The following is a 23341-nucleotide window of genomic DNA, read 5'->3' as shown; positions in this document are numbered from 1 at the left end:
TGTGGCCAACACAGTGCGGCGGCGTGCAATCGCAGGCGAACCGTGGGGCGACTTCCTAAGCGCCGCACCCCGGACGTCCTTTGCCATCGACTGCCCCGCTGTTGAGCGTACGAAGCTGCAGCCCGCCGTCCGCCTTTCCGCTCAGGCAAAACCGGGCGCGGTAAGCACGCGGAGCGGTGGCCAGCATGGGTGGTTTGATGTCGATAAGAACTTCATAGACTTTGCCCAGCTGTAGCGGCAAGGCGTTCGTTTTCGGCAAGACGGGCAAACGCCCCGCGTACGGTATGCATAAACGAAACGTCACACGAAACGCCCGCTCGGGCGGGATCGCCATCGCCCACATCAGCATGCGCCCTCCCGCCGTCACATCCGTGACGCTGATCGACCGGAATTCGGGCGAGCCGAACACGCGCTCATCCTTCTGGAACACCGTAAAGCAGGGAATGCCTCCACTCCCCTGCCGTACATCAAGTTCGCCCGGGTGGGGGGCCGCGCGGGCATCCGCGCTGAAGATGGCCGCGACGATACAACACAGGATCTGCTGGCTGGGCCGCATGAAACACCCCTCGAAAAAAGATGCCGTAAATAAACATCAAGAGTAGAGGGCTGGCTCCGCGCAGTGTTGACTCAGCACATACGGTAACGCCGTGTGGGACTTGACGCAGCTTGGGGGTGTTTGTCCGACCCGTAGTCGAACGTTCGTCATGTCTGTCGAAGGCCGGACGATAGGGCCGGCTCCGCAGTGGGAGCGGGATTGCGGCAAGCGCTCACGCCAGGCGGCGCGCGCCCGGCAAATGATTCCTTCCTGCCGGATGCCGGCGAAAGCCGGTCAGCACGGTCTCGAAGAGCGCCAGGCTTTTCGCGTAGCGCTGCTGCCGCATCGCCGTGGACGAGTGCAGGAACTTGAGCACGAAATAATCGGCCAGCAGGTCGCCCTGCGCTTCCATGTTGAAGTCGGCCAGGGTCTTGTGTTCGGCCAGCTCGTAGCGATAGCTCAAGCCGATGCGCACCGCGCCGCGCCACCACACCGGATAGCCCAGCTGGTGCTGCCACACGTGCACCATCTCGTGCATGAACCAGTGGCGCGCGTGCTCGCTGCCGGCCGAAAAATCGGGCAGGCAGCAGGATTGGTCGAAGTAGATGGTGCCGTTGGGCGTCATGGCGCAGTTCTTCGGCTGCAGCCCGAACGGCAGGTAACGGCGCGCGTGCACTTCCACCCGCGCGTAATCGATGGCGTCGCCGAACAGGGCCGACGCCATGCCGATCTCGCCGGGCGTCATGGGACGGCCCGGTTTGCCGCGCCAGCACGGTCGCACGGCGGTACGCCTTAGCGCAGTGAGGACGCCGCTTTGGCCAGCTCGGTGATGCGGGCCCAGTCGCCGGCCAGGATCGCGTCCTTCGGCGTGAGCCACGAACCGCCCACGCAGGCCACGTTCTTACACGCCAAAAACTGCGGCGCGGTCTCGATCGAAATGCCGCCGGTCGGGCAGAACGTCACATCCGGCAGCGGGCCGCCGATCGCATTGAGCATGCCCACGCCGCCCGCCGGCACCGCCGGGAACAGCTTGAGCTGGCGGAAGCCCGCTTCGCGCGCGGCCATCACTTCCGACGGCGTCATCACGCCCGGCAGCAGCGGCAGGCCGCTCTTGCGTGCCGCCTCGATCAACGCTGGCGTGAGGCCGGGCGAGACGCCGAACACCGCGCCCGCATCGCGCGCGGCCGCAAATTCATCGGCCTGCGTCAGGGTGCCGACGCCGACGATGGCGCCCGGTACCTGCGCCATCGCGCGGATCGCGCCCAGGCCGTGCGCGGTGCGCAGCGTCACTTCGAGCACGCGGATGCCGCCCGCAACCAGCGCCTGCGCCAGCGGCACCGCGTGGTCTGGATCGTCGATGGCGATCACGGGAATCACGCTCGCCGAGCGCATGATGTCGAGTAGGGTCATGGTCATTTTGGGTTCTTGATCAAAAAGTCTTCGTCGGAGCCGGGCACGGTGTCGCCGATGTCGGCGGTGTCGTGCAGCGACACGGTGGTGGGAATCGGCGATGGCAGCGGGAAGGTGGTGGCGCCCTTCTCCGCTTCGCTGATCGCATTGCGGAACATGGTAAACAGTTCGCGGCCCATGCCGATATGGCTGGACGACAGGTCGGCCGTGGCTTGCGAACGCGCAGCCCACACGTCAGCCGGCACCAGCGCTTCCAGCGTGCCGGTGGTGGCGTCGAGGCGAATGATGTCGCCATCGCGTACCAGTCCGAGCGGGCCGCCAGCGAGGATCTCCGGCGACACGTGGATCGCCGCCGGCACCTTGCCCGACGCGCCCGACATGCGGCCGTCGGTCACCAGCGCCACGTGGCGGCCGGCGTCCTGCAGGTTGGCCAGCGCCGGCGTGAGCGCGTGCAGTTCCGGCATGCCGTTCGCGCGCGGACCCTGGAAGCGCAGCACGGCCACGAAGTCGCGATCGAGCTTGCCCGCCGTGTAGGCGTGCATGAAGTCTTCCTGCGAATTGAAGGTCAGCGCCGGCGCTTCGACGACGCGATGTTCTTCCTTGACCGCCGAGATTTTCATCACCGCGCGACCCAGGTTACCGGCCACCAGGATCATGCCGCCATCGCGCGCGAACGGTGCCGAAGCGGGCCGCAGCACGCTGTCGTCGCCGGTGAGCGCAGGCAGTTCCTTCCAGATCGCCTTTTCGCCATCGAGGAACGGTTCGGCGCAGTGCGCGCGCAAGCCCTTGCCGAGAATGGTGGTCACGTCGTCGTGCAGCAGGCCCGCGTCGAGCAGTTCGCGGATCACGAAACCGGGGCCGCCGGCGGCCTGGAAGTGGTTCACGTCGGCGTCGCCGTTCGGGTAGATCCGGGTGAGCATCGGTATGATCGCCGACAGCTCGTTGAAGTCGTTCCAGTCGATCACGATGCCGGCCGCCTTGGCGATCGCCACCAGGTGCAAGGTGTGGTTGGTCGAGCCGCCGGTGGCCAGCAAACCCACCACCGCGTTGACGATGCACTTTTCGTCGACGATATAACCGACCGGCGTGTAGCGGTCGCCCTGCTGCGAAATGGCGACCGCGCGCTGCGCCGCGGCGCGCGTGAGACCATCGCGCAGCGCCGTGCCCGGGGTGATGAAGGCGGCGCCCGGCATGTGCAGGCCCATGATCTCCATCAGCATCTGGTTGCTGTTGGCGGTGCCGTAGAAGGTGCAGGTACCGGCGCCGTGGTACGACTGCGATTCGCATTCGAGCAGCTCGTCGCGCGTGGCCTTGCCCTGCGCGTACAGCTGGCGGATGCGCGCCTTTTCCTTGTTAGACATCCCGGTCGTCATCGGCCCGGCCGGCACGAACACCGCCGGCAGGTGGCCGAAGTGCAGCGCGCCGATCAGCAGGCCCGGTACGATCTTGTCGCACACGCCCAGGTACACGGCCGAATCGAACATATTGTGCGACAGCGCGATCGCGGTCGCCATGGCGATGGCGTCGCGCGAAAACAGCGACAATTCCATGCCCGGCTGGCCCTGGGTGACGCCATCGCACATGGCGGGGACGCCGCCGGCGAACTGCGCCACCGCGCCAACCTCGCGCACCGCATCCTTGATAATGGCCGGGAAGTGCTCGAACGGCTGGTGCGCCGACAGCATGTCGTTATATGCCGAGACGATCGCCACCGATGGCTTCTTCACCTGCTTGAGCATCAGCTTGTCGTTGGCCGGGAAGGCGGCGAAGCCGTGCGCCAGGTTGGTACACGACAGCGCGCCGCGCTGCGGCCCGTCGACGCGGGCCGCGTCGAGGTGCGCCAGATACGCGCCGCGTGATGGCCGGCTGCGCTCGATGATGCGTTTGGTGACCGATTCAACTACGGGATGCAACGCCATGGTCGTTCCTTATGAATTTATTTCGTGAAATTTTACTACAAAACTGGCGAAAACCGTACATTCCGGTCGCCCGGCTTGCTTAATTTGATCGTTAATTGCAAATCCACAGTCTATAAAGAGCCCCGGCAACATCCAATATGCGGGCACTCCACCAGTCGTGGCCGCCATATTTTTGTAGTGAATTTACGTGAATTTCTGTATTATTCGATAATCTTCTTCGATGCGCTGGCCGCGCGGCCGGCACCCGATCTTAACCAACCGAACAGCGAGCACCAATGCGCCAGCCTGCCCTCACCTCCACCGCCAGCTTCCAGGCCCTCGAAACGCACGCAGTCGAAGCCGAAGACTGGGAATTGCGAGGCCTGTTCGCCGCCGACCCGCAACGCTTCCCCAAACTGACTGTCGATGCGGCGGGTTTGTTCCTAGACTATTCAAAAAACCGGCTTGACGGGCGCACGCTTGAACTGCTGGTCGACCTGGCGCAGGAACGCGGCGTCGAAACCCAGCGCGACGCCATGTTCTCCGGCGAGCGCATCAACCTGACCGAACGGCGCGCCGTGCTGCACACCGCCCTGCGCGCGCCGCGCGGCACCGCGCTCGTGGTGGACGGCCAGGACGTCAATGCCGATGTCCACGAGGTGCTCGACCGGGTCCGCCTCTTCACCGACGCCGTGCGCGCCGGCACCTGGCTTGGCCACAGCGGCAAACCGATCACCGACATCGTCAACATCGGCATCGGCGGCTCCGACCTGGGGCCGAAAATGGTCTGCCTGGCGCTGCGTCAATACGCGCACCCGCGCCTGACCATGCACTTCGTCTCCAACGTCGACGGTCACGACATGGACGCCGCGCTGGGCAAGGTCAATCCCGAAACGACCCTGTTCATCATCGCTTCCAAGACCTTCACCACCACCGAAACGATGATGAACGCGCAGACCGCGCGCGCCTGGTTCCTGCAGCACGCGCCGGAAGACGCGCTGGCGCGCCACTTCGTCGCCGTCTCCACCAACACCGAAGCGATCAAGACCTTCGGCATCGACCCGGCCAATATGTTCCCGTTCTGGGACTGGGTCGGCGGGCGTTATTCCGTATGGTCGGCGATCGGCCTGTCGGTGGCGCTGGCAATCGGTTTCGGCCACTTCAGCGACTTGCTGGCCGGCGCACATGCGATGGACCAGCACTTCCAGCAGGCGCCTTTGGCGTCGAACATGCCGGTGCTGCTCGCGCTGGTGGGCTTCTGGAACCGCCAGTTCCTCGGCTGCAGCTCGGTCTCGATCGCGCCGTATCACCAGGACCTGAACCGCTTCCCGGCCTACCTGCAGCAGCTCGACATGGAGAGCAACGGCAAGCGCGTGACCAAGGGCGGCCAACCGGTCGACACCCCGACCTGCCCGGTGATCTGGGGCGATTGCGGCACCAACGGCCAGCACGCCTACTTCCAGCTGCTGCACCAGGGCAGCGACGTCACGCCAATCGACTTCATCGCCGCGCTGCGTCCCGCGCACGAACTGGAAAACCATCACGCCGCGCTGCTGGCGAACTGCTTTGCGCAGTCCGAAGCGTTCATGCGCGGTAAAACCATCGATGAAGTGCGTATCGATTTGCAGTCGCAGGGACTGTCGCTGGCCGAAATCGAAACGCTGGCGCCGCACAAGACCTTCCCCGGCAACCGTCCGAGCAATACGATCCTGATGGAATACCTCAAGCCGTACACGCTCGGCGCCCTGATCGCGCTGTACGAGCACAAGACGTTCGTGCAGGGCGTGATCTGGGACGTGAACAGCTTCGATCAGTGGGGCGTTGAACTGGGCAAGGTACTGGCCAAGAAAATCGAGGCGGAACTGACGGGCGACGCCCAGCCGGAGCTGCACGACAGTTCCACCAATGGCCTGATCGCCATGGCCAAGGCAGCGGTGTGATGAGCGCCGACGCCTTTACCGTCGTCCACGACACGCCAATGCTGGTGGGCGAATGCCCGTTGTGGTATGCCGGCGAACAGACCTTGTACTGGGTCGATATCGGCGGCTTCACGGTGCACGCGCTGCATCCTGCCAGCGGCGCGCACCGTTCGTGGCGCATGGCGAGCGAACCGGCGGCACTGGCCATTCACGCCGGCGGCGGCCTGGTGGTCGCAACGCGAGCCGGCTTTGTGCACCTCGACACGGCCAGCGGCGACATCACGGACATCGCCGCCGCGCCCTACGACACCGCCACCACGCGCTTTAACGATGGCCGGGTCGATGCGGCCGGGCGCTTCTGGGTCGGCACCATCTACGAGCCGCGCGACCAGCAGGCGGCGCAGATGTTTTGCCTTGAGGAGGGCAAGATCAGTCTCAAATGGTCGGGCGGAATGATGAATTCGAACGGACTCGGTTTCACGCCGGACGGAGGCGGGATGTATCACGCCGACACCGCCTCGCACAGGATCGACCGCTATCGCTTCGATGTGGCCAGCGGCGAGGCCAAGGCGCGCGAGACGTTCCAGCTCTTTTCGGCCGATAAGAAGGCGGCCGACTACGGCGGGCGGCCCGATGGCGCCGCGGTGGACAGCGAAGGCGCGTACTGGTGCGCGATGTTCGAAGGCGCGCGCTTGCTGCGCTTTGCGGCGTCGGGCGAACTACTGCGCGAAGTGAAGCTGCCGGTGAAGTGCCCGACCATGATCGCGTTCGGCGGCGACGATCTGCGCACCTTGTACGTGACCAGCGCCAGCCATGGACGGCCGGATGCGGAGCGCGAGAGCCATCCGTTGAATGGACAAGTGCTGTCGCTGAGGTTCGATGTGGCGGGGCGTGAGGAAAACGTGTACCAGCCGTGATCTGAATTACCGCTAACCGACGCTCCGTCGTCCCCGCGCAGGCGGGGATCCAAGTTCATGCTGTAGTTGCGAGCACTAAGAACCTTGGGTCCCCGCCTGCGCGGGGACGACGGTGGTTATGCGGACGACGGCTCTGGGGACTGCGGCCAGCCTACAACTTCGGCGTCATCGTATACAAATTCTTAAACTCATTCTCCGTTCCCGGCCCCTTCTCCTTCCCCTGCATCTCCCGCTTGAGCACCACCAGCCGGTTATTCACCACCCCGAACGTAAACTCTTCCTTCGTCGTCTTCTCGTACGACATGAACACCATCAGCTTGGCCCTGATCGTGTGATTCGTCACCGCCGCCAGTGGCACCCCGTCCGCTCCAAGCCAGAAGCGCGCCTCGATGGTGTTTTCCTTGATGCTGACGTTCTGGTTCACCTCTTCCTGGGGCGCCATCACCAACTCCACCAGCCTGGCCGGCTTGCCCTGATACGTATCGGCGCGCTCCGACTTGAACTGGCTGATCGAGAGCGACTGCAATAACCGCGGCGCATAATTCATCGCCACCGCCAGGCGCGGCGCGGAACTTGCCCCCAGCAGCTGCGACAATGCCTGCTTGCGCTTGGCCCCTTTCGCCACGCTCGACTCGTCCGCCGCGCGCTTGAGCAGTCCACGGTCCCAGCGGATCTCCAGCCCGGCCGGGTCGTCCACCACCTGCGCCACCGCCATCACCGTCTCCGGCCCCTTGAGCGGCTTGGCATCGAACTCCGTGTGCGTTTCGCGCACCTCGTACGCAGCCCGCAGCGTCCCCTGTCCCTGCAACAGCGCCAGCGCCGCCTTCATGTCGTCGAGCCCGTTCGCACACACCGGTCCGGCGCAAAAAAACGCTGCAATTACCAAGTATTTCATATGCATCCTATCGAGTTAGTCGCTTTCGGGGCGATCGATGCACATCCGAATGTCATCGATTCTGCTAGGTAATATACCTGCGAACAACGATGCACGGCAAAATGCCACGTGTGACGAAACGATTCAATGCCCGGTGATAAACTGGCGTGCAATTAGGAATGCAGAAAATACATTGAAGAAAGAAATAAACATGCTGGTCAAAACAGGCATCGCCGGACTGGACGAAGTACTGCTTGGGGGTATCCCGCGCGGAAACAACCTGATTGTGGAAGGCGCGCCCGGCACCGGCAAGACCACGCTCGGCCTGGGCTTCATTTACGCCGGCGCGGCGCTCTACGACGAGCCGGGCGCGATCGTGTCGTTCGAACTCGATACGGCCAAGCTGCTGCGCGATGCGGCCGGCTTCAACTGGGATCTGCAAGGCCTGATCGACGCCGGCAAGATCAAGGTGATCCAGACCAGTCCCGCCGTGCTGCTGAGCGAATTTCGCAACGCCGACGGCGCCTTTGCCGACGCCCTCAAGTCGATCGGCGCCAAGCGCCTGCTGATCGATGGCCTCACGCCCATGCGCCTGTACGCCGAAGTGCACGACAAACCCTTCCGCGAAGACGTGCACCTGCTCATCGAAGGCCTGTCGCGCATGGGCGTGACCACCATGGTCACCGCCGAACGCGACGAAAGCCTCGGCGCGGTGCCGTCGCACGAGCGCTTCGTGTTCGACACCATCATCTCGCTCACACGCGAAGAGCAGCGCCGGCGCGTGCACCGGCGCCTGACGGTGCTCAAGTCGCGCGGCCAGGACTTCATCGCGGGCAGCCACACCATGCGCATCGAAGCGGGGCGCGGAGTGCACATCTACCGCCGCGCGCAGTCGCGTCCCATCAATACGAACGACCAGCAAACCTCCGACGAGCGCGTCTCGACCGGCTCCAAAGCCATCGACGAAATGATGGACGGCGGCCTGTACGCCGGCTCGGTGACCATGGTGAGCGGCATCTCCGGCACCGGCAAGACCGTGTTCAGCGTGCAGTTCCTCACCGCGGCCATCACCACCGGCCACAAGACGCTGCTGGTCAGCCTGGACGAACACCCGCGCCAGTTGATCCGCAACGCCGCCACCCTCGGCTTCGACCTGGCCGCTCTGATGGACAGCGGCGACCTGTTCATCCACTACGAATCGCCGCTCGAACTCGAACTCGATATCCACTTCGACCGCATCATCAAGCTGGTCGAGGAAAAAGGCATTGACTGCGTGGTGTTCGATTCGTGCGCGGTGTACGAAATGACCAGCCCCTCCGAGGTGGCCGACTACCTGTACGCGCTGGCCACGTTCTTCAAGAACCGGCTGGCGACCATCCTCTTCAACTACGAAAGTCCCGAGCTGCTCGGCATTTCGCAGATCAGCGAAGAACTCAAGGGGTCGCACCTGGTCGACAACATCATCTTGCTCAACTACGTTGAAATCTCCACCGTGCTGCGGCGCGCCATCGCCGTGCCCAAGGTGCGCGGCAGCCGCAATCGCCAGATCACGCGCGAGTACGTAATCGCCGAAGGCGGCCTGCAGCTGCTCGACGAGGAAAACGGCTATGCCGATCCGGCCGGCGTGGTGCCGCAGCTGCCGTTCTCCTCGTATTACGGCCTGCTTTCGCGCTCGCCGTCGCGCCAGAGTCCTCTCATCGAAGACGCCGTGGCGCACGGAACGCGCCTGCCTGATTCGGTCGAACTGCCGACCGACAATCCAGCATGATCAACCTGGCCGTCGCCGGCGACGCGGGCATCGACTGGGATGAATGGGTCACCCCGCTGACCCAGTTTTCGCAGGCCAGCGGCCTGACGGTATCGCTGTACGACGTGCGCGGCTGGCGCCAGGTGGGCCCGCTGGTGGCCTCGTCCACCGCGCGCGTGCTGGCCACGTCGACCATGTGGCGCGACGACGGTCCGGGCACCGCACTGGAAAAACGCATCGCCGCGCGCGTGTTTGCCGGTGACGTCGCCGAAGAGGGCAGCTTTCACGGCATGCGCGTGTGCAGCATGGCGCTGACCCAGTTCGGCCAGGTGTATGGGGTGCTGGTGTACGGCTGGCGTTTTAACGATTTCAGTTCGCCCATGGCCTGCGAGCGCATCGGCGCGGCGGTGGGCGTATCGGGCAATGCACTGTGGAGCGAAGTACGGCTCGAGTCACCGGTGTCGGAGGCGCGCCTGGCAACCTACGGCGCGCTGCTGCAAACGCTGGCCGGATCGATCGACCGCCAGCGCGAAACCATCGAGGAACTCAATCGCGTCAACCGCGCGCGCGATCTGTTCCTGGCCACGGTATCGCACGAAATGCGCACGCCGCTGTCGGCGCTGTCGATGCGCATCGAGGTGCTGCTCAAGACCGTGCCGGATCTGCCTGCGAAGGTGGAGAACGGCCTGACGGCGATGCGCGTGCACATCGGCCAGGAAGCGGCCATGATCGACGATCTGATCGACGCCGCCCGCACGCTGACCGGGCAGATGTCGATTGCGCGCACGCCGGTGGGGCTGGGACAGGTGCTGCGCGACGCACTGTCGACGGTGGAGGGCAGCGCCAGCGAAAAAGAGATTGTGCTGGCGGTGACGCCGAACGACCATGGCGACCTGGTGCGGCTGGAGGCCGATGGACGGCGTTTGCAGCAGGTGCTGTGGAACCTGCTGTTCAACGCGATCAAGTTCACGCCGCGCGGCGGCACCATCCGCATCGATATCAGCCGGGGCGCCGAGCAGGTGGAGATCGCCGTGGCCGATTCCGGCCAGGGGATCGCCGCGGACGATCTGCCGCATGTGTTCGGGGCGTTCAATTTGCAGCGCCACGCCAACGCCGCGGGACTGGGACTGGGTCTGTACATCGCGCGCCATCTGGTGGAGCTGCATGGCGGCACCTTGTCGGTGGCCAGCGCGGGCAAGGACAAGGGAACGACGTTTACGATCCGCTTGCCGCTGAAGTGATCGGGCAATACCCGCGCGCCGCCGATATCCCTACTTCTTCTGCACGCAGAACGGCGGCACCTGACCGAGTTCGCCGAGCCAGGAGCACATGGTACCCCGCGCAAACGGATAGGCGGGATGCGGATTCTGCGGATCGACGTTCACCTTCGGCAGGCTGCTTTCCAGCGGCGGGGAACTCGGTGCAAGATCCGGATGCGCGTGGGCAAAGGTGCCGCAACGATTCAACTCGTAGATCCAGGCATGCAGCATGTGGAATTGCGGCGTCCATTTGACATCGGGGGAGACAGGCAAACCTTTTGCGATGGCACTGGCCGGCAGGCACTGTTTCGGGCTCAGGCTCTGCCGGAACAACAGCTTGCGCGCAGCCAGGGTGGGCTGTTCGTAGTTCAGCCCCGTAAAGCAAACGCCGTTGTGATGGTGCCAGACGTCCTGCTCGCCGGCAAATCCCTCACCATACAAGTGCGCGAACGGCACGAAACTGTCGCCGGGCGGATATTTTTCCCCATTCAAGCGGGTCGGCGATGGCCCGGAATAGTAGAAAACAGCCCACAGGCGTCCCCTGGCATCGTAATTGAGCCCTTCCGGCGCGCCCGGGTCGAACGCGTAGCCCAGCGACCCTTTTTCCGGACGCTGGACCCAGTGCGTGCCGTGGCCGTGGAACGACGGCGTCCACGGCACGAAACCGTCGCGGATGGCGGCGCGAATGTTGCGGTAGGCTTTTGTGGCGCGATAGGCGTCGGCCAGCTGGCGGTCGAGTTCAGTGCTGAGCGCCCCGGTTTCGGCCACCGCAATCGCGATATCCTTGCTGTCGAGGACATGATCGGCGTTGCGGTCGAAAAAGGCGACGTACTGGCCCGTCCTGACCTGCTGTCTGAGCATGCGCAGGTCGTTGCGCGTCACCGTTCGGTCGCCATCGAAATCGCTGGTACTCAGGACGGGGGTGGCCTTCGTCGTCGGCGCGCAGAAGCCCGCATGTGCGTGGTCGTCCTGGGCGAGTGCGCTGCCGCTTGCTGCGGCGAACAGGGCGGCCAGAGCGGCCGTGACTGGATGGATCGATTGCATGATGAGTCCTCCACAAAATGAGGGAACATGTCGGCGATTCGATTCGATAACATGTCTGACTGAACGTTGGTTGAATAAGACTGAGCTCCGGAGATGAGGCGGGTAAGCCGTGCGCTCACCCATTCCTCCAGCGTTGCTTCAGTTCCTCATCAAGGCCCGACGTTCGCTTCCCTCAAAGATTATCAGCGCACTGATCCCTGACCTTGCGGCATCCGTATGTTTGAACAGACGCGCCGCGTAGTAAAATTTCTTGCGAACCACTAAAATATGTAGTAAATTTACACAACCAATTTCGCTACTCTTCCCGGCTGGCGCTCCCATGCGTGCGCCAGCCGGCGGCAACTAGCGGCATCATCATTCCGGCCCCCTACTTTCAGCGATCACATACTATGGCTCTTACCGATTTTGACCTCGTTCTTTTTGGCGGCAGCGGCGATCTGTCGATGCGCAAGCTGCTCCCTGCGATGTACGCGCGCGATGTCGCCAATGACCTGCCGCAGACCGCCCGCATCATCTGCGTCGGCCGCAACGACATCGCGCAAGAAGAATTCCTGCAAACCGTCGAAAGCACCGCCAAACCGCACGTCAAGAAGCTGGTCGAGGAAGGCTGGGCCAAATTCGTCAAGCGCATCGTCTACGTCTCGCTCAACGCCACCGACGCCTCCACCTACGGCGCCCTGGTCGAAGCGCTGCGCAACGACGACAAGATCACCCGCGTCTACTACCTGGCCACGCCGCCGCACCTGTTCGCGCAAATCTGCGACAACCTGGCCAGCGCGGGTCTTGCCACCGCCAACTCGCGCGTGGTGCTCGAAAAACCGCTCGGGCGCGACCTGGAATCGGCCAAGCAGATCAACGCCGAAGTCGGCAAGGTCTTCGCCGAATCGCAGATCTACCGCATCGACCATTACCTCGGCAAGGAAACGGTACAGAACCTGCTGGCCCTGCGCTTCGGGAACATCCTGTTCGAGCCGCTGTGGCGCCGCGAATGGATTTCGGACGTACAGATCACCATCGCCGAAAAAATCGGCGTGGGCAACCGCATGGGTTACTACGACACCTCCGGCGCCCTGCGCGACATGCTGCAAAACCACCTGCTGCAGCTGCTCTGTATCGTCGCCATGGAACCGCCAACCTCGATCGCTCCCGACGCCGTGCGCGACGCCAAGCTGCAGGTGCTGCGCTCCCTCAAGCGCTTCACCCCGACCACGCTGGCGCAAAACATCGTGCGCGGGCAGTACCGCGCCGGCCACGTCGACGGCAAGGCCGTGCCGAGCTACCGCGACGAACCGGATGCGCCGCAGCAGTCGCGCACCGAAACCTTCGTCGCCATCAAGGCCGAAATCGATACCTGGCGCTGGGCCGGCGTGCCTTTCTATCTGCGCACCGGCAAGCGCATGGCTGACGGCCTGGCCGAAATCGTGGTGCGCTTCAAGCAGATCCCGCACTCGATCTTCAACCAGCCGACCAGCAGCTTCCAGCCCAACAGCCTGGTGATCCGCCTGCAGCCGGACGAAGGCCTTTCGCTCAACCTCATGGCCAAGACCCCGGGCGACAGCATGCGCCTGAAACAGGCCGAACTCGAACTCGATTTCCGCGAGCAGTTCAAGACCCCGCGCATGGATGCCTACGAGCGCCTGCTGCTCGACGTGCTGCGCGGCCAACTGACCTTGTTCATGCGCGGCGACGAACTGGAAGCGGCGTGGGAATGGGTCGAACCGATCCTCGACCACTGGGACCAGGAAGACAGCGTGCCGATTCCGTACAGCGCCGGCACCTGGGGCCCTGCCGCGGCCAGCGCCCTGATCGGACGCGATGGCTTGCAGTGGCGCGAAGAAGCTTTACCGGAAGACTAAGAATGAGAGCGGAACGGCCTACCGTTCCGCAGGCGCGGTGCAGTGCACCGCAAAACCCCTGCTTCACTCCTTCCTGAAGACTGAACCCGTGCTACTAGACTCCATCCGCACCCAGCTCGACTCGCTCTCCAAATCGGAGAAAAAAGTCGCGCTGGCGGTGCTTGAACAGCCGTCGGCCACGGTCAGCCAGAACATCACGGCGCTGGCCAAGAGCGCCCAGGTGTCCGAACCGACCGTGGTGCGCTTTTGCCGCACCCTGGGCTACGACGGCTGGCATGAGTTCAAGCTCAAACTCGCCCAGGGCCTGGCGCTGGCCCTGCCCGGCGCCAACGAGCAGCCGACCCAGGACGACCTGGCGGCGGACCTGGTCAACAAGATCTGCAGCCGCTCGATCAACACCCTGCTCGACCTGCGCAACAACCTCAATCCCGAAGCGATCCAGCGCGCGCTCGATATTTTATCGCGCGCGAAGAAGATCGAGTTCTACGGCCAGGGCACGTCGGGCATCGTCGCTACCGACGCCCAGCACAAATTCTTCCGCTCCGGCGTGCCGACGGTGGCCTACGCCGATCCGGCCATCCACAGCATCGCCGCCTCGCTCCTGCACGCGGGCGACGCCGTGGTGGCCATTTCCCAGCGCGGCAACAACTCGGCGCTGGTGCGTTCGGCCAAGCTGGCGCGCCGCGGCGGGGCCGATGTGATCGTGCTGGCGCCATCGGGCACGCCGCTGGCCGACATGGCCACGGTGCTCATTCCGATCGATCTGGTTTTCAATATCGATCCGTACACGCCGATTTCGGCGCGCCTGGCCTATCTGGTGGTGATCGACGTGCTGGCGGTGGGGCTGGCCTTGCAGCGCGGGCCGGAGTTCCGCAAGAAGATGCAGAACGCGCAGAAAGCGTTGCAGGAATTCGACATGCAGTTCGATTCCTTTATCGGATAGACAAGTCTGTACATGGTTGTACAATAAGGTTCGATCTCCTTACCCGTTAGCGCAACCATGAACCAACTCGAACAACTCAAGCAATTCACCAAGGTCGTTGCCGACACCGGCGATTTTCAGTCGATCAAACAGTACACGCCGCGCGACGCGACCACCAATCCGTCGCTGATCCTCAAGGCGGTGCAAAAGCCCGAATACAAACCCCTGCTCGAAAAAGCCGTGCGCGACTTTCCGGACCTGTCCACCGGCGACGTGATCGACCGCGTGCTGGTCGAGTTCGGCATGGAAATCCTCAAGATCATTCCGGGCCGCGTCTCCACCGAGATCGATGCGCGCCTGTCGTTCGATACCGAAGCGACCGTCGCCAAGGGCCGCGAGCTGATCGCCCTGTACGAAGAAGCCGGCGCCGGCCGCGAGCGCGTGCTGATCAAGATCGCCTCGACCTGGGAAGGCATCCGCGCCGCCGAGATTTTGCAGGAGGAAGGCATCCGCTGCAATATGACGCTGCTGTTTTCGCTGGCCCAGGCCATTGCCTGCGCCGAAGCGGGCGCGCAGCTCATTTCACCGTTCGTCGGCCGCATCTACGACTGGTTCAAGAAGGCCAACGACCTCGAATACACCGGCGCGGAAGATCCGGGCGTGCAGTCGGTCAAGCGGATTTACAACTACTACCGCAAGTTCGGCTACACCACCGAAGTGATGGGCGCGAGCTTTCGCAACACGTCGCAGATCCTGGAACTGGCCGGCTGCGACCTGCTGACCATCAGCCCGGAACTGCTGCAGAAGCTGGCCGACAGCAATGAGCCGGTCGAGCGCAAGCTGACCCCGACGGCGTCGGCGGTGTCGATCGAGAAGGTCGCAATCGACGAGAAAACCTTCCGCTTCATGATGAATGAAGATGCGATGGCGACCGAGAAGCTGGCGGAAGGGATTCGTGCGTTCTGCGCCGATTCGGGCAAGCTGAAACAGATTATTACCGGGATGCGATAAACCCTGCGTCGTTCCCGCGCAGGCGGGAACCCAAGTTTGCGCTGCAGCCATTTGCTGATCTACGGACTTGGGTTCCCGCCGAGTGCCGCCTTGGCGCGGGAACGACGGAGTTTAAGTCCTGGCAGTAATGAGGGTTCCCAATCAGGCGCGGAGAGAATCAAGATGCGTATCGACGATTTCCGCGCCCAGCTGCTCCAGGTTAAAGTCGGGCATGATCAGCCAGCCGCGCACCAGTCCCTCGATCAGGATGAACAATCCCAGCGCCGCCGCTTGCGGCTTGACCGTGTCTTTTAACCGGCCATGCGCGACCCCCTCCTTCACGATCCGTTCGGCACTCGCCAAAAACTGCTCGCGATGCTGCATCCGGCGCTCGCGGATGGCCGACAGTTCGCCCACATACTCCAGCTTGAGCGTGGCGATCTCGAACACCCGGCGCGCTTTCGGATCATTGATGGTCAGGTCGAACACGCTCAGCGCATAGCTGCGCAAATGCCCCAGCGGGTCGCTCCCGACCGCGCACTCGAGCGTCTGCATCGCCGATTCGAGCGGCATGGTGGCGCGCTCCATCATGGCGTTGAACAGCGCCCCCTTGTCTTCGAAATGCCAGTAAATCGCGCCGCGTGTCACGCCAGCCGCGCTGGCGATATGCTGCAAGCTCGTTCCCGATACACCCTGCTCGATGAACAACTGCTCGGCCGCGTCCATGATGCTGTCGCGCGTTGCCAGCGCGTCTTCCTTTGTCCTGCGGACCATGCAACTCCTCCCTTTCAGGGGGCGTCAAACGTTAAACATACAGTCATGTTAGTATATTCCAAAATCAGGAAGCCCGCGATGAAAGTTGTAAAGACATCCCAAGTCCCGATGTAAACACAACTGATTGCCTATTTAAAGGATGCACACGTAATGCGCCACACCCTCCTCCCTTCCCCGTCCCTGACCCGGATCGCCGCCTGCACGTTCGCTGCGCTGGCTTTGTTATCGGCATGCGGCGACAAGAAAGACGCTGCGCCCGCAGCCGGTGCCCAGCGCCCGCCGCCGGAAGTGGGGGTGATTACCGCCAAGTTTGAACCGGTCGCCCTGCAAACCGAACTGCCGGGCCGGGTCGAACCGATCCGCGTGGCGCAAGTCCGGGCGCGCGTGAACGGTGTGGTGCTCAAGCGCCTATTTACAGAGGGTAGCGAAGTCAAAGCCGGCCAGGAACTGTTCCAGATCGATCCGGCCTCGTACGCCGCCTCGCTCCTGAGCGCCCGGGCCACGCTCGGCAAGGCCCAGGCCAACCTGACCCAGGCCGCCGCCCAGGCCGAACGCTACAAGCCGCTGGTGGAAGCGAACGCGGTCAGCAAGCAGGAATACATCAACGTCGTCGCCGCCCAGAAGCAGGCCGAGGCCGACGTGGCAGCGGCCAGGGCCGCCGTGCAGATCGCCCAGATCAACAATGGCTACACCCGGGTGACGGCGCCGATCGCCGGCCGTATCGGCCGTGCCCTGGTCACCGAAGGCGCGCTGGTGAGCGCAACCGAAGCGACCCAGCTGGCCCTGATCCAGCAAACCAACAATGTCTACGTCAACTTCACCCAGTCCGCTTCCGACCTGCAGCGCCTGCGCAAGTCGGCCAACCTGAAGGTGCGCAACGCCGAATCGCTGCCGGTGTCGATCTTGCTGGAAGACGGCTCCGAACTGCCGGGCAAGGGCAAGCTGCTGTTTTCCGACGTGAGCGTCGATCCGACCTCGGGCCAGGTCACCCTGCGCGCCGAAGTGCCGAACCAGGATGGCATGCTGCTGCCGGGCCAGTACGTGCGCGTGCGCCTGTCGCAGGCTGAACTGCCGGCCGGCATGCTCATTCCCCAGCAAGCCGTCACGCGCGGCAGCCAGGGCGACACGGTCATCATCGTCGGTCCGGACGGCAAGCCGGGCCCGCGTCCGGTCAAGGTGGCGTCCCAGCAGAACGGCAAGTGGATTGTCCTCGAAGGCATCAAGCCGGGCGAGCAGGTCGTCGTCGACGGCTTCCAGAAGATGCAGGCGCCCGGCATGACGGTCAAGCCGGTGCCATGGACGCCGACTGCCACGCCGGCTCCCGGTGCAGCGCCTGCCGCGGGTGCCGCTCCCGCCGCCAGTGCCGCCGCCAGTGCCGCCGCCACACCGGCCGCCGGACGTTAAACATCTACTCAGGATTACTTCATGGCCCGTTTCTTTATTGACCGCCCCATTTTTGCGTGGGTGATCGCATTATTCATCATGGTTGTCGGCGGGGTGGCGATCACCCAGCTGCCGATCGCCCAGTACCCGACCGTGGCGCCGCCGGCCATCGTGGTCACCACCGCCTACCCGGGCGCGTCGGCCCAGACCCTGGAGGACAGCGTCATCAGCGTGATCGAACGCGAAATGAACGGTTCGCCCGGCCTGATCTACATGGAATCGAACAGCCAGGCCAACGGCACCGGCACCATCACGCTCAGCTTCGAGACCGGCACCAACGCCGACCTGGCCCAGGTCGACGTGCAGAACCGCCTCGGCCGCGCCACCCCGCGCCTGCCGCAGGCGGTGGTGCAGCAAGGCGTGCGCGTGGACAAGGCACGCTCGAACTTCCTGCTGTTTACCATCCTCTCGTCGGACGACCCGAAATGGGACCCGATCGCCCTCGGCGACTACGCTTCGCGCACCGTGCTGCCGGAAATCCAGCGCATCCGCGGCGTGGGCCAGGCCCAGCTGTTCGGTACCGAAAAAGCCATGCGCATCTGGATCGATCCGGCCAAGCTGGTCGGCTTCAACCTGTCGCCGGCCGATGTGAACAGCGCCATCCGCACCCAGAACGCGCAAGTGGCCTCGGGCACCATCGGCGACTTGCCGAACATCGGCGGACAAGCCATTACCGCCACCGTGGTCGTGACCGGCCAGCTGGCCAGCGTCGAGCAGTTCGGCAATATCGTGCTGCGCGCCAATCCGGACGGCTCGACCGTGCGCCTGAAAGACGTGGCCCGCATCGAAATCGGCGGCCAGAGCTATTCCACCTCGGCGCGCCTGAACGGCAAGCCATCGACCGGCATCGGCATCCAGCTCTCCCCGAGCGGCAATGCCCTGGAAACGGCCAAGCTGGTGCGCGCGCGCATGAACGAACTGTCCAAATACTTCCCGGCCGGGATGAAATACGCGGTGCCGTTCGACAGCTCGGCGTTCGTCGAGATCTCCATCAAGCAAGTGCTGGAAACCCTGGTCGAAGCGGTGATCCTGGTGTTCCTGGTGATGTACCTGTTCCTGCAGAATTTCCGCTACACCATCATTCCCACCATCGTGGTGCCGGTGGCATTGCTCGGGTCGCTCGCGACCCTGCTGGCGATGGGCTTCTCGATCAACGTGCTCACCATGTTCGGCATGGTGCTGGTGATCGGTATCGTGGTCGATGACGCCATCGTGGTGGTCGAAAACGTCGAACGCATCATGAGCGAAGAAGGCTTGCCGCCGCTGGAAGCGACGCGCAAGGCGATGAGCCAGATTTCGGGCGCCATCATCGGCGTGACCGTGGTGCTGGTGTCGGTGTTCGTGCCGCTGGCCTTCTTTGGCGGCGCGGTCGGTAACATTTACCGCCAGGTCTCGGCGGTGATGGTCTCGTCGATCCTGTTCTCGGCTTTCATGGCGCTCTCGCTCACGCCGGCCATGTGCGCCCACTTCCTGAAACCGGTCGAAGCGGGCCACAACCACGCCAAGAAAGGCTTCTTCGGCTGGTTCAACCGCGGCTTCACGCGCACCGCCAAGAAGTACGAAGGCTGGGTCGCCACCACCTTGCGCCACACCGGCCGCTCGATGATGGTGTTCGTCGCGCTGGTGGCCGTGGTCGCGCTGATGTTCGTGCGCCTGCCGAACTCCTTCCTGCCCAACGAAGACCAGGGCTACATCATCGCCAACTTCCAGCTGCCGCCTGGCGCCACCTTGGAACGCACCGGCAAGGCGCTGCGCGAGGCCGAAGACTTCATCCTCAAGCAGCCGGAAGTGGCCAGCATGGTCGGCGTGCAGGGCTTCAGCTTTTCGGGCTCGGGCCAGAACATGGCGCTCGGTTTCATCACGCTCAAGAACTGGAAAGAGCGCGGCGGCGCCGGCCACAGCGCCAGCGACGTGGCCGGACGCATTTCGGGCCGCATGAGCCGTGTGCGCGACGCCTTCATCTTCGCCATCAGCCCGCCGCCGATTCCCGAACTGGGCAGCAGCACCGGCTTTTCGTTCCGCCTGCAGGACCGTGCCGGACTCGGACGCGAAGCCCTGCTGGCGGCGCGCGGCCAGGTGCTCGGCGCGGCCAGCAAGAGCCCGGTCCTGGCCGGCGTGCGTCCGGAAGGCCTGGAAGATGCGCCGCAGGTGCAGCTCGACATCGACCGCGACAAGGCCAGCGCCCAGGGCGTGACCTTCGACGCCATCAACACCGCCATTTCGACCTCGCTCGGCTCGTCCTACGTGAACGACTTCCCGAACGCCGGGCGCCTGCAGCGCGTGGTGGTTCAGGCCGACGCCAAGGACCGCATGCAGCCGGAAGACCTGTTGAAACTGAACGCGGTCAACAACAAGGGCCAGCAAGTGCCGCTGTCCTCGTTCGCCACGACGCGCTGGATCACCGGTCCGATGCAGACCGTGCGCTACAACGGCTACCCGACCATGCGCATCGCCGGCGACGCCGCCCCCGGCCGCAGCACCGGTGACGCGCTGGCCGAAATGGAACGCATCGCGTCCGAACTGCCGCCGGGCTTCGGCTTCGAATGGACCGGCCAGTCGCGCGAAGAAAAACTGTCCGGCTCGACCGTGTTCGTGCTGCTCGGCTTCGCCCTGCTGGCGGTCTTCCTGGCCCTGGCCGCGCTGTACGAAAGCTGGTCGATTCCGGTCGCCGTGCTGCTGGTGGTGCCGCTCGGCGTGCTGGGCGCGCTGATCGCCGCGGGCGGACGCGGCTTTCCGAATGACGTCTACTTCAAGGTCGGCCTGATCACCATCATCGGCCTGGGCGCGAAGAACGCGGTCCTGATTATCGAATTCGCCAAGGACTTGCAGGCGCAGGGCAAACCGCTGGTGGAAGCGGCGATCGAAGCGTGCCATCTGCGCTTCCGCCCGATTTTGATGACCTCGTTCGCCTTTATCCTCGGCGTGATGCCGCTGGTGATCGCCACTGGCGCCGGTTCGGCCAGCCAGCGCGCCATCGGTACCGGCGTAGCCGGCGGCATGATCACCGCGACCGCACTGGGCGTGTTCTTCATTCCCGTGTTCTTCGTGGTGGTGCGCAAACTATTCAAGGGCAGCGAGCGCCAGCGCAAGAAATACGCGCACGAAGACGGCGCCGCTTTGACCGCAGAGGTAAAACATGACGCATAAACTGAGCACCTTGATGACACGATTCACTCCCCTGGCGCTGGCCCTTCCCCTGGCACTGGCCGGCTGCGCGTCGATGGCGCCCAAGTACGAGCGTCCGGCCGCGCCGGTCGCACCCGCCTTCCCGGCGCTGGCGATGAGCAGCGCCAGCACCGAAGCGGCATCAAGCATCGCCTGGCAGCGCTTCTTCGCCGATGCCCGCTTGAAGCAACTGATCGAACTGGCGCTGACCAACAACCGCGACCTGCGCGTGGCGATCTTGAACATCGAACAGGCGCGCGCGCAATACCAGATCCGCCGCGCCGACCGCCTGCCGTCGCTCAACGCCAGCGTCAGCGGCAGCCGCGTGCCGGGGAAGGACGACAGCATCAACAGCACCTACACGGCCGGGTTTGGCGTGAGCTCGTTCGAGCTCGACCTGTTCGGCCGCGTGCGCAGCCTGAGCGACGCCGGCCTGGCCCAGTACCTGGCCAGCGAGGAGGCGCGCAAGAGCACGCACATCAGCCTGGTCGCCTCGGTCGCCAACGCGTATCTGAGCCTGCTGGCCGATGAAGAATTGCTGGGCCTGACGCAAAAAACCCTGGCCGCGCGCGAGGAATCGCTCAAGCTGATCCAGCTCAAGTACGACAACGGCGTCGTCTCCAAGCTCGACCTGCAGCAGGGACTGTCGCTGCTCGACAGCGCCCGCGTGGTACTGGCGCAGCAACAGCGCCAGCGCGCGCAAGACCTCAATCTGCTGACCTTGCTGGTCGGCCAGACCCTGCCGGCCGGGCCGGACACCAGCACCACGCTGGCGGCGATGTCGCTGAGCGAACTGCCGGCCGGCTTGCCGTCGGACTTGCTGACGGTGCGTCCGGACATCCGCGCCGCCGAACAGCAGCTCATCGCCGCCAACGCCAACATCGGCGCGGCGCGCGCGGCTTTCTTCCCGCGCATCACGCTCACCGGCAGCGCCGGCAGCGCCAGTAGTGAGCTGAGCGGCTTGTTCAAGAGCGGTTCGTACGGCTGGTCGTTCGCGCCGCAGATGGTGCTGCCGATCTTCGACTACGGCCGCAACAACGCCAACCTGGGCAGCGCCAAGGCCGGGCGCGACATCGCCGTGGCGCAGTACGAAAAATCGGTGCAGACGGCGTTCCGCGAAGTGTCGGACGCGCTGGCGGGCCAGGCCACGTTCGGCGAGCAGCTGCGCGCCCAGCGTTCGGTGGCCGAAGCCGAGGCCGAGCGCTTCAAGCTGTCGGACCTGCGCTACCGCAGCGGCGCGGCCAGCTACCTCGACCTGCTCGACGCCCAGCGCTCGCTGTTTTCCGCTGAACAGGCGGCGGTGCAGGCCAACCTGCAGCGGCTGCAAAACCAGGTCACGCTGTACCGCGTGCTTGGCGGCGGCTGGACCGCCCCGCAATAAATCCCGGCCCCGGCTGTACAATCGCGCTTGCGTCAATCCGCCGGGCCGGGAACTTCACGCCCATTCGTTCTGTCTACCGCTACCAGGGCCACAATGCGCATTCATATGAGCACGCTGTTCAACACTACCGTCGCCGTGGCAGCCGCCGCACTGATCGCTCCCGCCAGCGCTGCGCCGGAAGCCGACCTGCCCGCACGCCTGGCCGGACACGTGCGCCAGATCGCTTCAAGCGAACACAACACTGGAACCCCGGCCGCGCTTGAAAAGGCCGCCCTGTATCTCGAAGCCACCCTCGCCGCCCAGGGCTATGCGGTGCGGCGCGACGAATACACGTACGACGGCCACCGCGTGCGCAATCTGGAAGTGTCGATCGCCAATATTGCTCCCGGCAAGCAGCCCGAGCGCATCTATATCGTCGGCGCGCATTACGATTCCGCGCCGGGCACGCCAGGGGCCAACGACAACGGCAGCGGCAGCGCCGCCGTGGTCGAACTGGCGCGCATCTTCAAGGGCGTCGTCCCCGCTTCCGGTAACGAACTGCGGTTCGTCCTGTTCGTCAACGAAGAACCGCCCTATTTCGGCGGCGAAGGCATGGGCAGCCGCCATCACGCCAGGGCGCTCAAGGCGCGCGGCCAGCACGTCGAGGCGGCGCTGATCCTGGAAACCATCGGCTACTACTCCAACGCCAAAAACAGCCAGCGCTATCCGCCCGGCGTTGCCGCCTTCTACCCGGACCAGGGCAATTTCATCGCCTTTGTCGGTACCCTCGGTTCATCCAGCCTGGTGCGCAGGACCGTGTCGGCCTTCCGCAAGGCGTCCACCTTCCCCGCCGAGTCCCTGGCGGCGCCGTCGTTCGTCAAGGGCGTCACCTGGTCCGATCACACCTCCTACAACAAGGAGGGCTATGACGCCGTCATGATCACCGATACCGCGACGATGCGTTACCCGCACTATCACCGCAGCACCGATACACCGGACAAACTCGACTACGCCAGCATGGCCAAGGTCGTCGACGGCATGGCGAAAGTCATCGAGGCGATGGTACAAGACCGCTAAAGCTGGCGAACAAAGTACACCGTGCCGTGGCACATCGCGGGCGGCCGGTGCGTCGCGGCCCAGGGCACATCGACTTCATGAACTGCGCGCACTGTATTGGATGAAATCTTGTTTCGCGGTATGCTATGCCAAGAATTCCTCCTTAGGCGGG

The 23341-nt window shown here is 64.3% G+C and carries 18 protein-coding genes; 11 read left to right on the top strand and 7 right to left on the bottom strand.

The window, feature by feature from the left end; genetic code table 11:
* Positions 1 to 55: 55 nt before the first annotated feature.
* The 4 genes from CR152_RS15205 to edd all read right to left on the bottom strand — a co-directional run bounded on the left by CR152_RS15205 (position 56) and on the right by edd (position 3864).
* On the bottom strand, positions 56 to 556 hold the full coding sequence (locus CR152_RS15205) for a hypothetical protein (RefSeq protein WP_099875705.1): 501 nt from the start codon (positions 554 to 556) through the stop codon (positions 56 to 58).
* A 211-nt stretch (positions 557 to 767) separates the two neighbouring features.
* Positions 768 to 1316, bottom strand: coding sequence for a Rhs element Vgr protein (locus CR152_RS15200; RefSeq protein WP_229413399.1), 549 nt, complete (start codon positions 1314 to 1316; stop codon positions 768 to 770).
* Positions 1317 to 1327: 11 nt separating this feature from the next.
* Complete coding sequence (gene eda / locus CR152_RS15195) at positions 1328 to 1951, bottom strand: bifunctional 4-hydroxy-2-oxoglutarate aldolase/2-dehydro-3-deoxy-phosphogluconate aldolase (RefSeq protein ID WP_099875703.1); 624 nt, start codon at positions 1949 to 1951, stop codon at positions 1328 to 1330.
* Positions 1948 to 3864, bottom strand: coding sequence for a phosphogluconate dehydratase (gene edd / locus CR152_RS15190; protein ID WP_099875701.1), 1917 nt, complete (start codon positions 3862 to 3864; stop codon positions 1948 to 1950). The genes eda and edd overlap by 4 nt, the downstream gene beginning before the upstream one ends.
* A 275-nt stretch (positions 3865 to 4139) precedes the next feature.
* Between edd and pgi the strand changes: the two genes are divergently transcribed.
* On the top strand, positions 4140 to 5783 hold the full coding sequence (gene pgi, locus CR152_RS15185; RefSeq protein WP_099875700.1) for a glucose-6-phosphate isomerase: 1644 nt from the start codon (positions 4140 to 4142) through the stop codon (positions 5781 to 5783).
* Positions 5783 to 6679, top strand: a complete 897-nt coding sequence (locus CR152_RS15180) for an SMP-30/gluconolactonase/LRE family protein (protein WP_229413398.1) — start codon at positions 5783 to 5785, stop codon at positions 6677 to 6679. The genes pgi and CR152_RS15180 overlap by 1 nt, the downstream gene beginning before the upstream one ends.
* Before the next feature lie 151 nt (positions 6680 to 6830).
* Here CR152_RS15180 and CR152_RS15175 read toward each other — a convergent pair whose 3' ends face one another.
* Positions 6831 to 7574 (bottom strand): hypothetical protein, encoded by a 744-nt coding sequence (locus CR152_RS15175; RefSeq protein WP_099875698.1) that lies wholly within the window; start codon positions 7572 to 7574, stop codon positions 6831 to 6833.
* 190 nt (positions 7575 to 7764) lie between these two features.
* Here CR152_RS15175 and CR152_RS15170 point away from each other — a divergent pair, with 190 nt between their 5' ends.
* Both CR152_RS15170 and CR152_RS15165 read left to right on the top strand, forming a co-directional pair.
* Positions 7765 to 9321, top strand: a complete 1557-nt coding sequence (locus CR152_RS15170; protein ID WP_167399898.1) for an ATPase domain-containing protein — start codon at positions 7765 to 7767, stop codon at positions 9319 to 9321.
* Positions 9318 to 10541 (top strand): sensor histidine kinase, encoded by a 1224-nt coding sequence (locus CR152_RS15165; RefSeq protein ID WP_099875694.1) that lies wholly within the window; start codon positions 9318 to 9320, stop codon positions 10539 to 10541. The genes CR152_RS15170 and CR152_RS15165 overlap by 4 nt, the downstream gene beginning before the upstream one ends.
* A 30-nt stretch (positions 10542 to 10571) precedes the next feature.
* Here the strand turns inward: CR152_RS15165 and CR152_RS15160 are convergent, their stop codons facing one another.
* Positions 10572 to 11603 (bottom strand): hypothetical protein, encoded by a 1032-nt coding sequence (locus CR152_RS15160; protein ID WP_099875693.1) that lies wholly within the window; start codon positions 11601 to 11603, stop codon positions 10572 to 10574.
* Between the two features lie 389 nt (positions 11604 to 11992).
* On the opposite strand from CR152_RS15160, the gene zwf reads away from it, so the two are divergent.
* The 3 genes from zwf to tal all read left to right on the top strand — a co-directional run bounded on the left by zwf (position 11993) and on the right by tal (position 15392).
* Positions 11993 to 13459 carry a glucose-6-phosphate dehydrogenase gene (gene zwf, locus CR152_RS15155; protein WP_099875691.1) on the top strand — a complete coding sequence of 489 codons (1467 nt, stop codon included), beginning with the start codon at positions 11993 to 11995 and terminating at the stop codon, positions 13457 to 13459.
* A gap of 88 nt (positions 13460 to 13547) precedes the next feature.
* Positions 13548 to 14402, top strand: a complete 855-nt coding sequence (locus CR152_RS15150; protein WP_099875690.1) for an SIS domain-containing protein — start codon at positions 13548 to 13550, stop codon at positions 14400 to 14402.
* A gap of 57 nt (positions 14403 to 14459) precedes the next feature.
* A complete protein-coding gene (gene tal / locus CR152_RS15145) occupies positions 14460 to 15392 on the top strand; it encodes a transaldolase (RefSeq protein WP_099875688.1) in 933 nt (310 codons plus the stop codon).
* A gap of 141 nt (positions 15393 to 15533) precedes the next feature.
* Here tal and CR152_RS15140 read toward each other — a convergent pair whose 3' ends face one another.
* Positions 15534 to 16145: a TetR family transcriptional regulator gene (locus tag CR152_RS15140; protein WP_099875686.1), complete on the bottom strand. Its 612-nt coding sequence runs from the start codon at positions 16143 to 16145 to the stop codon at positions 15534 to 15536.
* A gap of 150 nt (positions 16146 to 16295) precedes the next feature.
* Here CR152_RS15140 and CR152_RS15135 point away from each other — a divergent pair, with 150 nt between their 5' ends.
* The 4 genes from CR152_RS15135 (at position 16296) to CR152_RS15120 (ending at position 23190) form a co-directional block, all read left to right on the top strand.
* Positions 16296 to 17549 (top strand): efflux RND transporter periplasmic adaptor subunit, encoded by a 1254-nt coding sequence (locus CR152_RS15135; protein WP_099875684.1) that lies wholly within the window; start codon positions 16296 to 16298, stop codon positions 17547 to 17549.
* A 21-nt stretch (positions 17550 to 17570) separates the two neighbouring features.
* Positions 17571 to 20735: an efflux RND transporter permease subunit gene (locus CR152_RS15130; RefSeq protein WP_099875682.1), complete on the top strand. Its 3165-nt coding sequence runs from the start codon at positions 17571 to 17573 to the stop codon at positions 20733 to 20735.
* A gap of 13 nt (positions 20736 to 20748) precedes the next feature.
* Positions 20749 to 22134 carry an efflux transporter outer membrane subunit gene (locus tag CR152_RS15125; protein ID WP_099882349.1) on the top strand — a complete coding sequence of 462 codons (1386 nt, stop codon included), beginning with the start codon at positions 20749 to 20751 and terminating at the stop codon, positions 22132 to 22134.
* A gap of 105 nt (positions 22135 to 22239) precedes the next feature.
* Positions 22240 to 23190 (top strand): M28 family peptidase, encoded by a 951-nt coding sequence (locus CR152_RS15120; RefSeq protein ID WP_157778498.1) that lies wholly within the window; start codon positions 22240 to 22242, stop codon positions 23188 to 23190.
* The last annotated feature ends 151 nt before the right edge of the window (positions 23191 to 23341 follow it).

The sequence above is a fragment of the Massilia violaceinigra genome (assembly GCF_002752675.1).
GTDB lineage: Bacteria > Pseudomonadota > Gammaproteobacteria > Burkholderiales > Burkholderiaceae_D > Telluria_A > Telluria_A violaceinigra.
The sequence above is the reverse complement of the archived record's forward strand: the minus strand, read 5'-3'. Positions and strand labels throughout refer to the sequence as shown.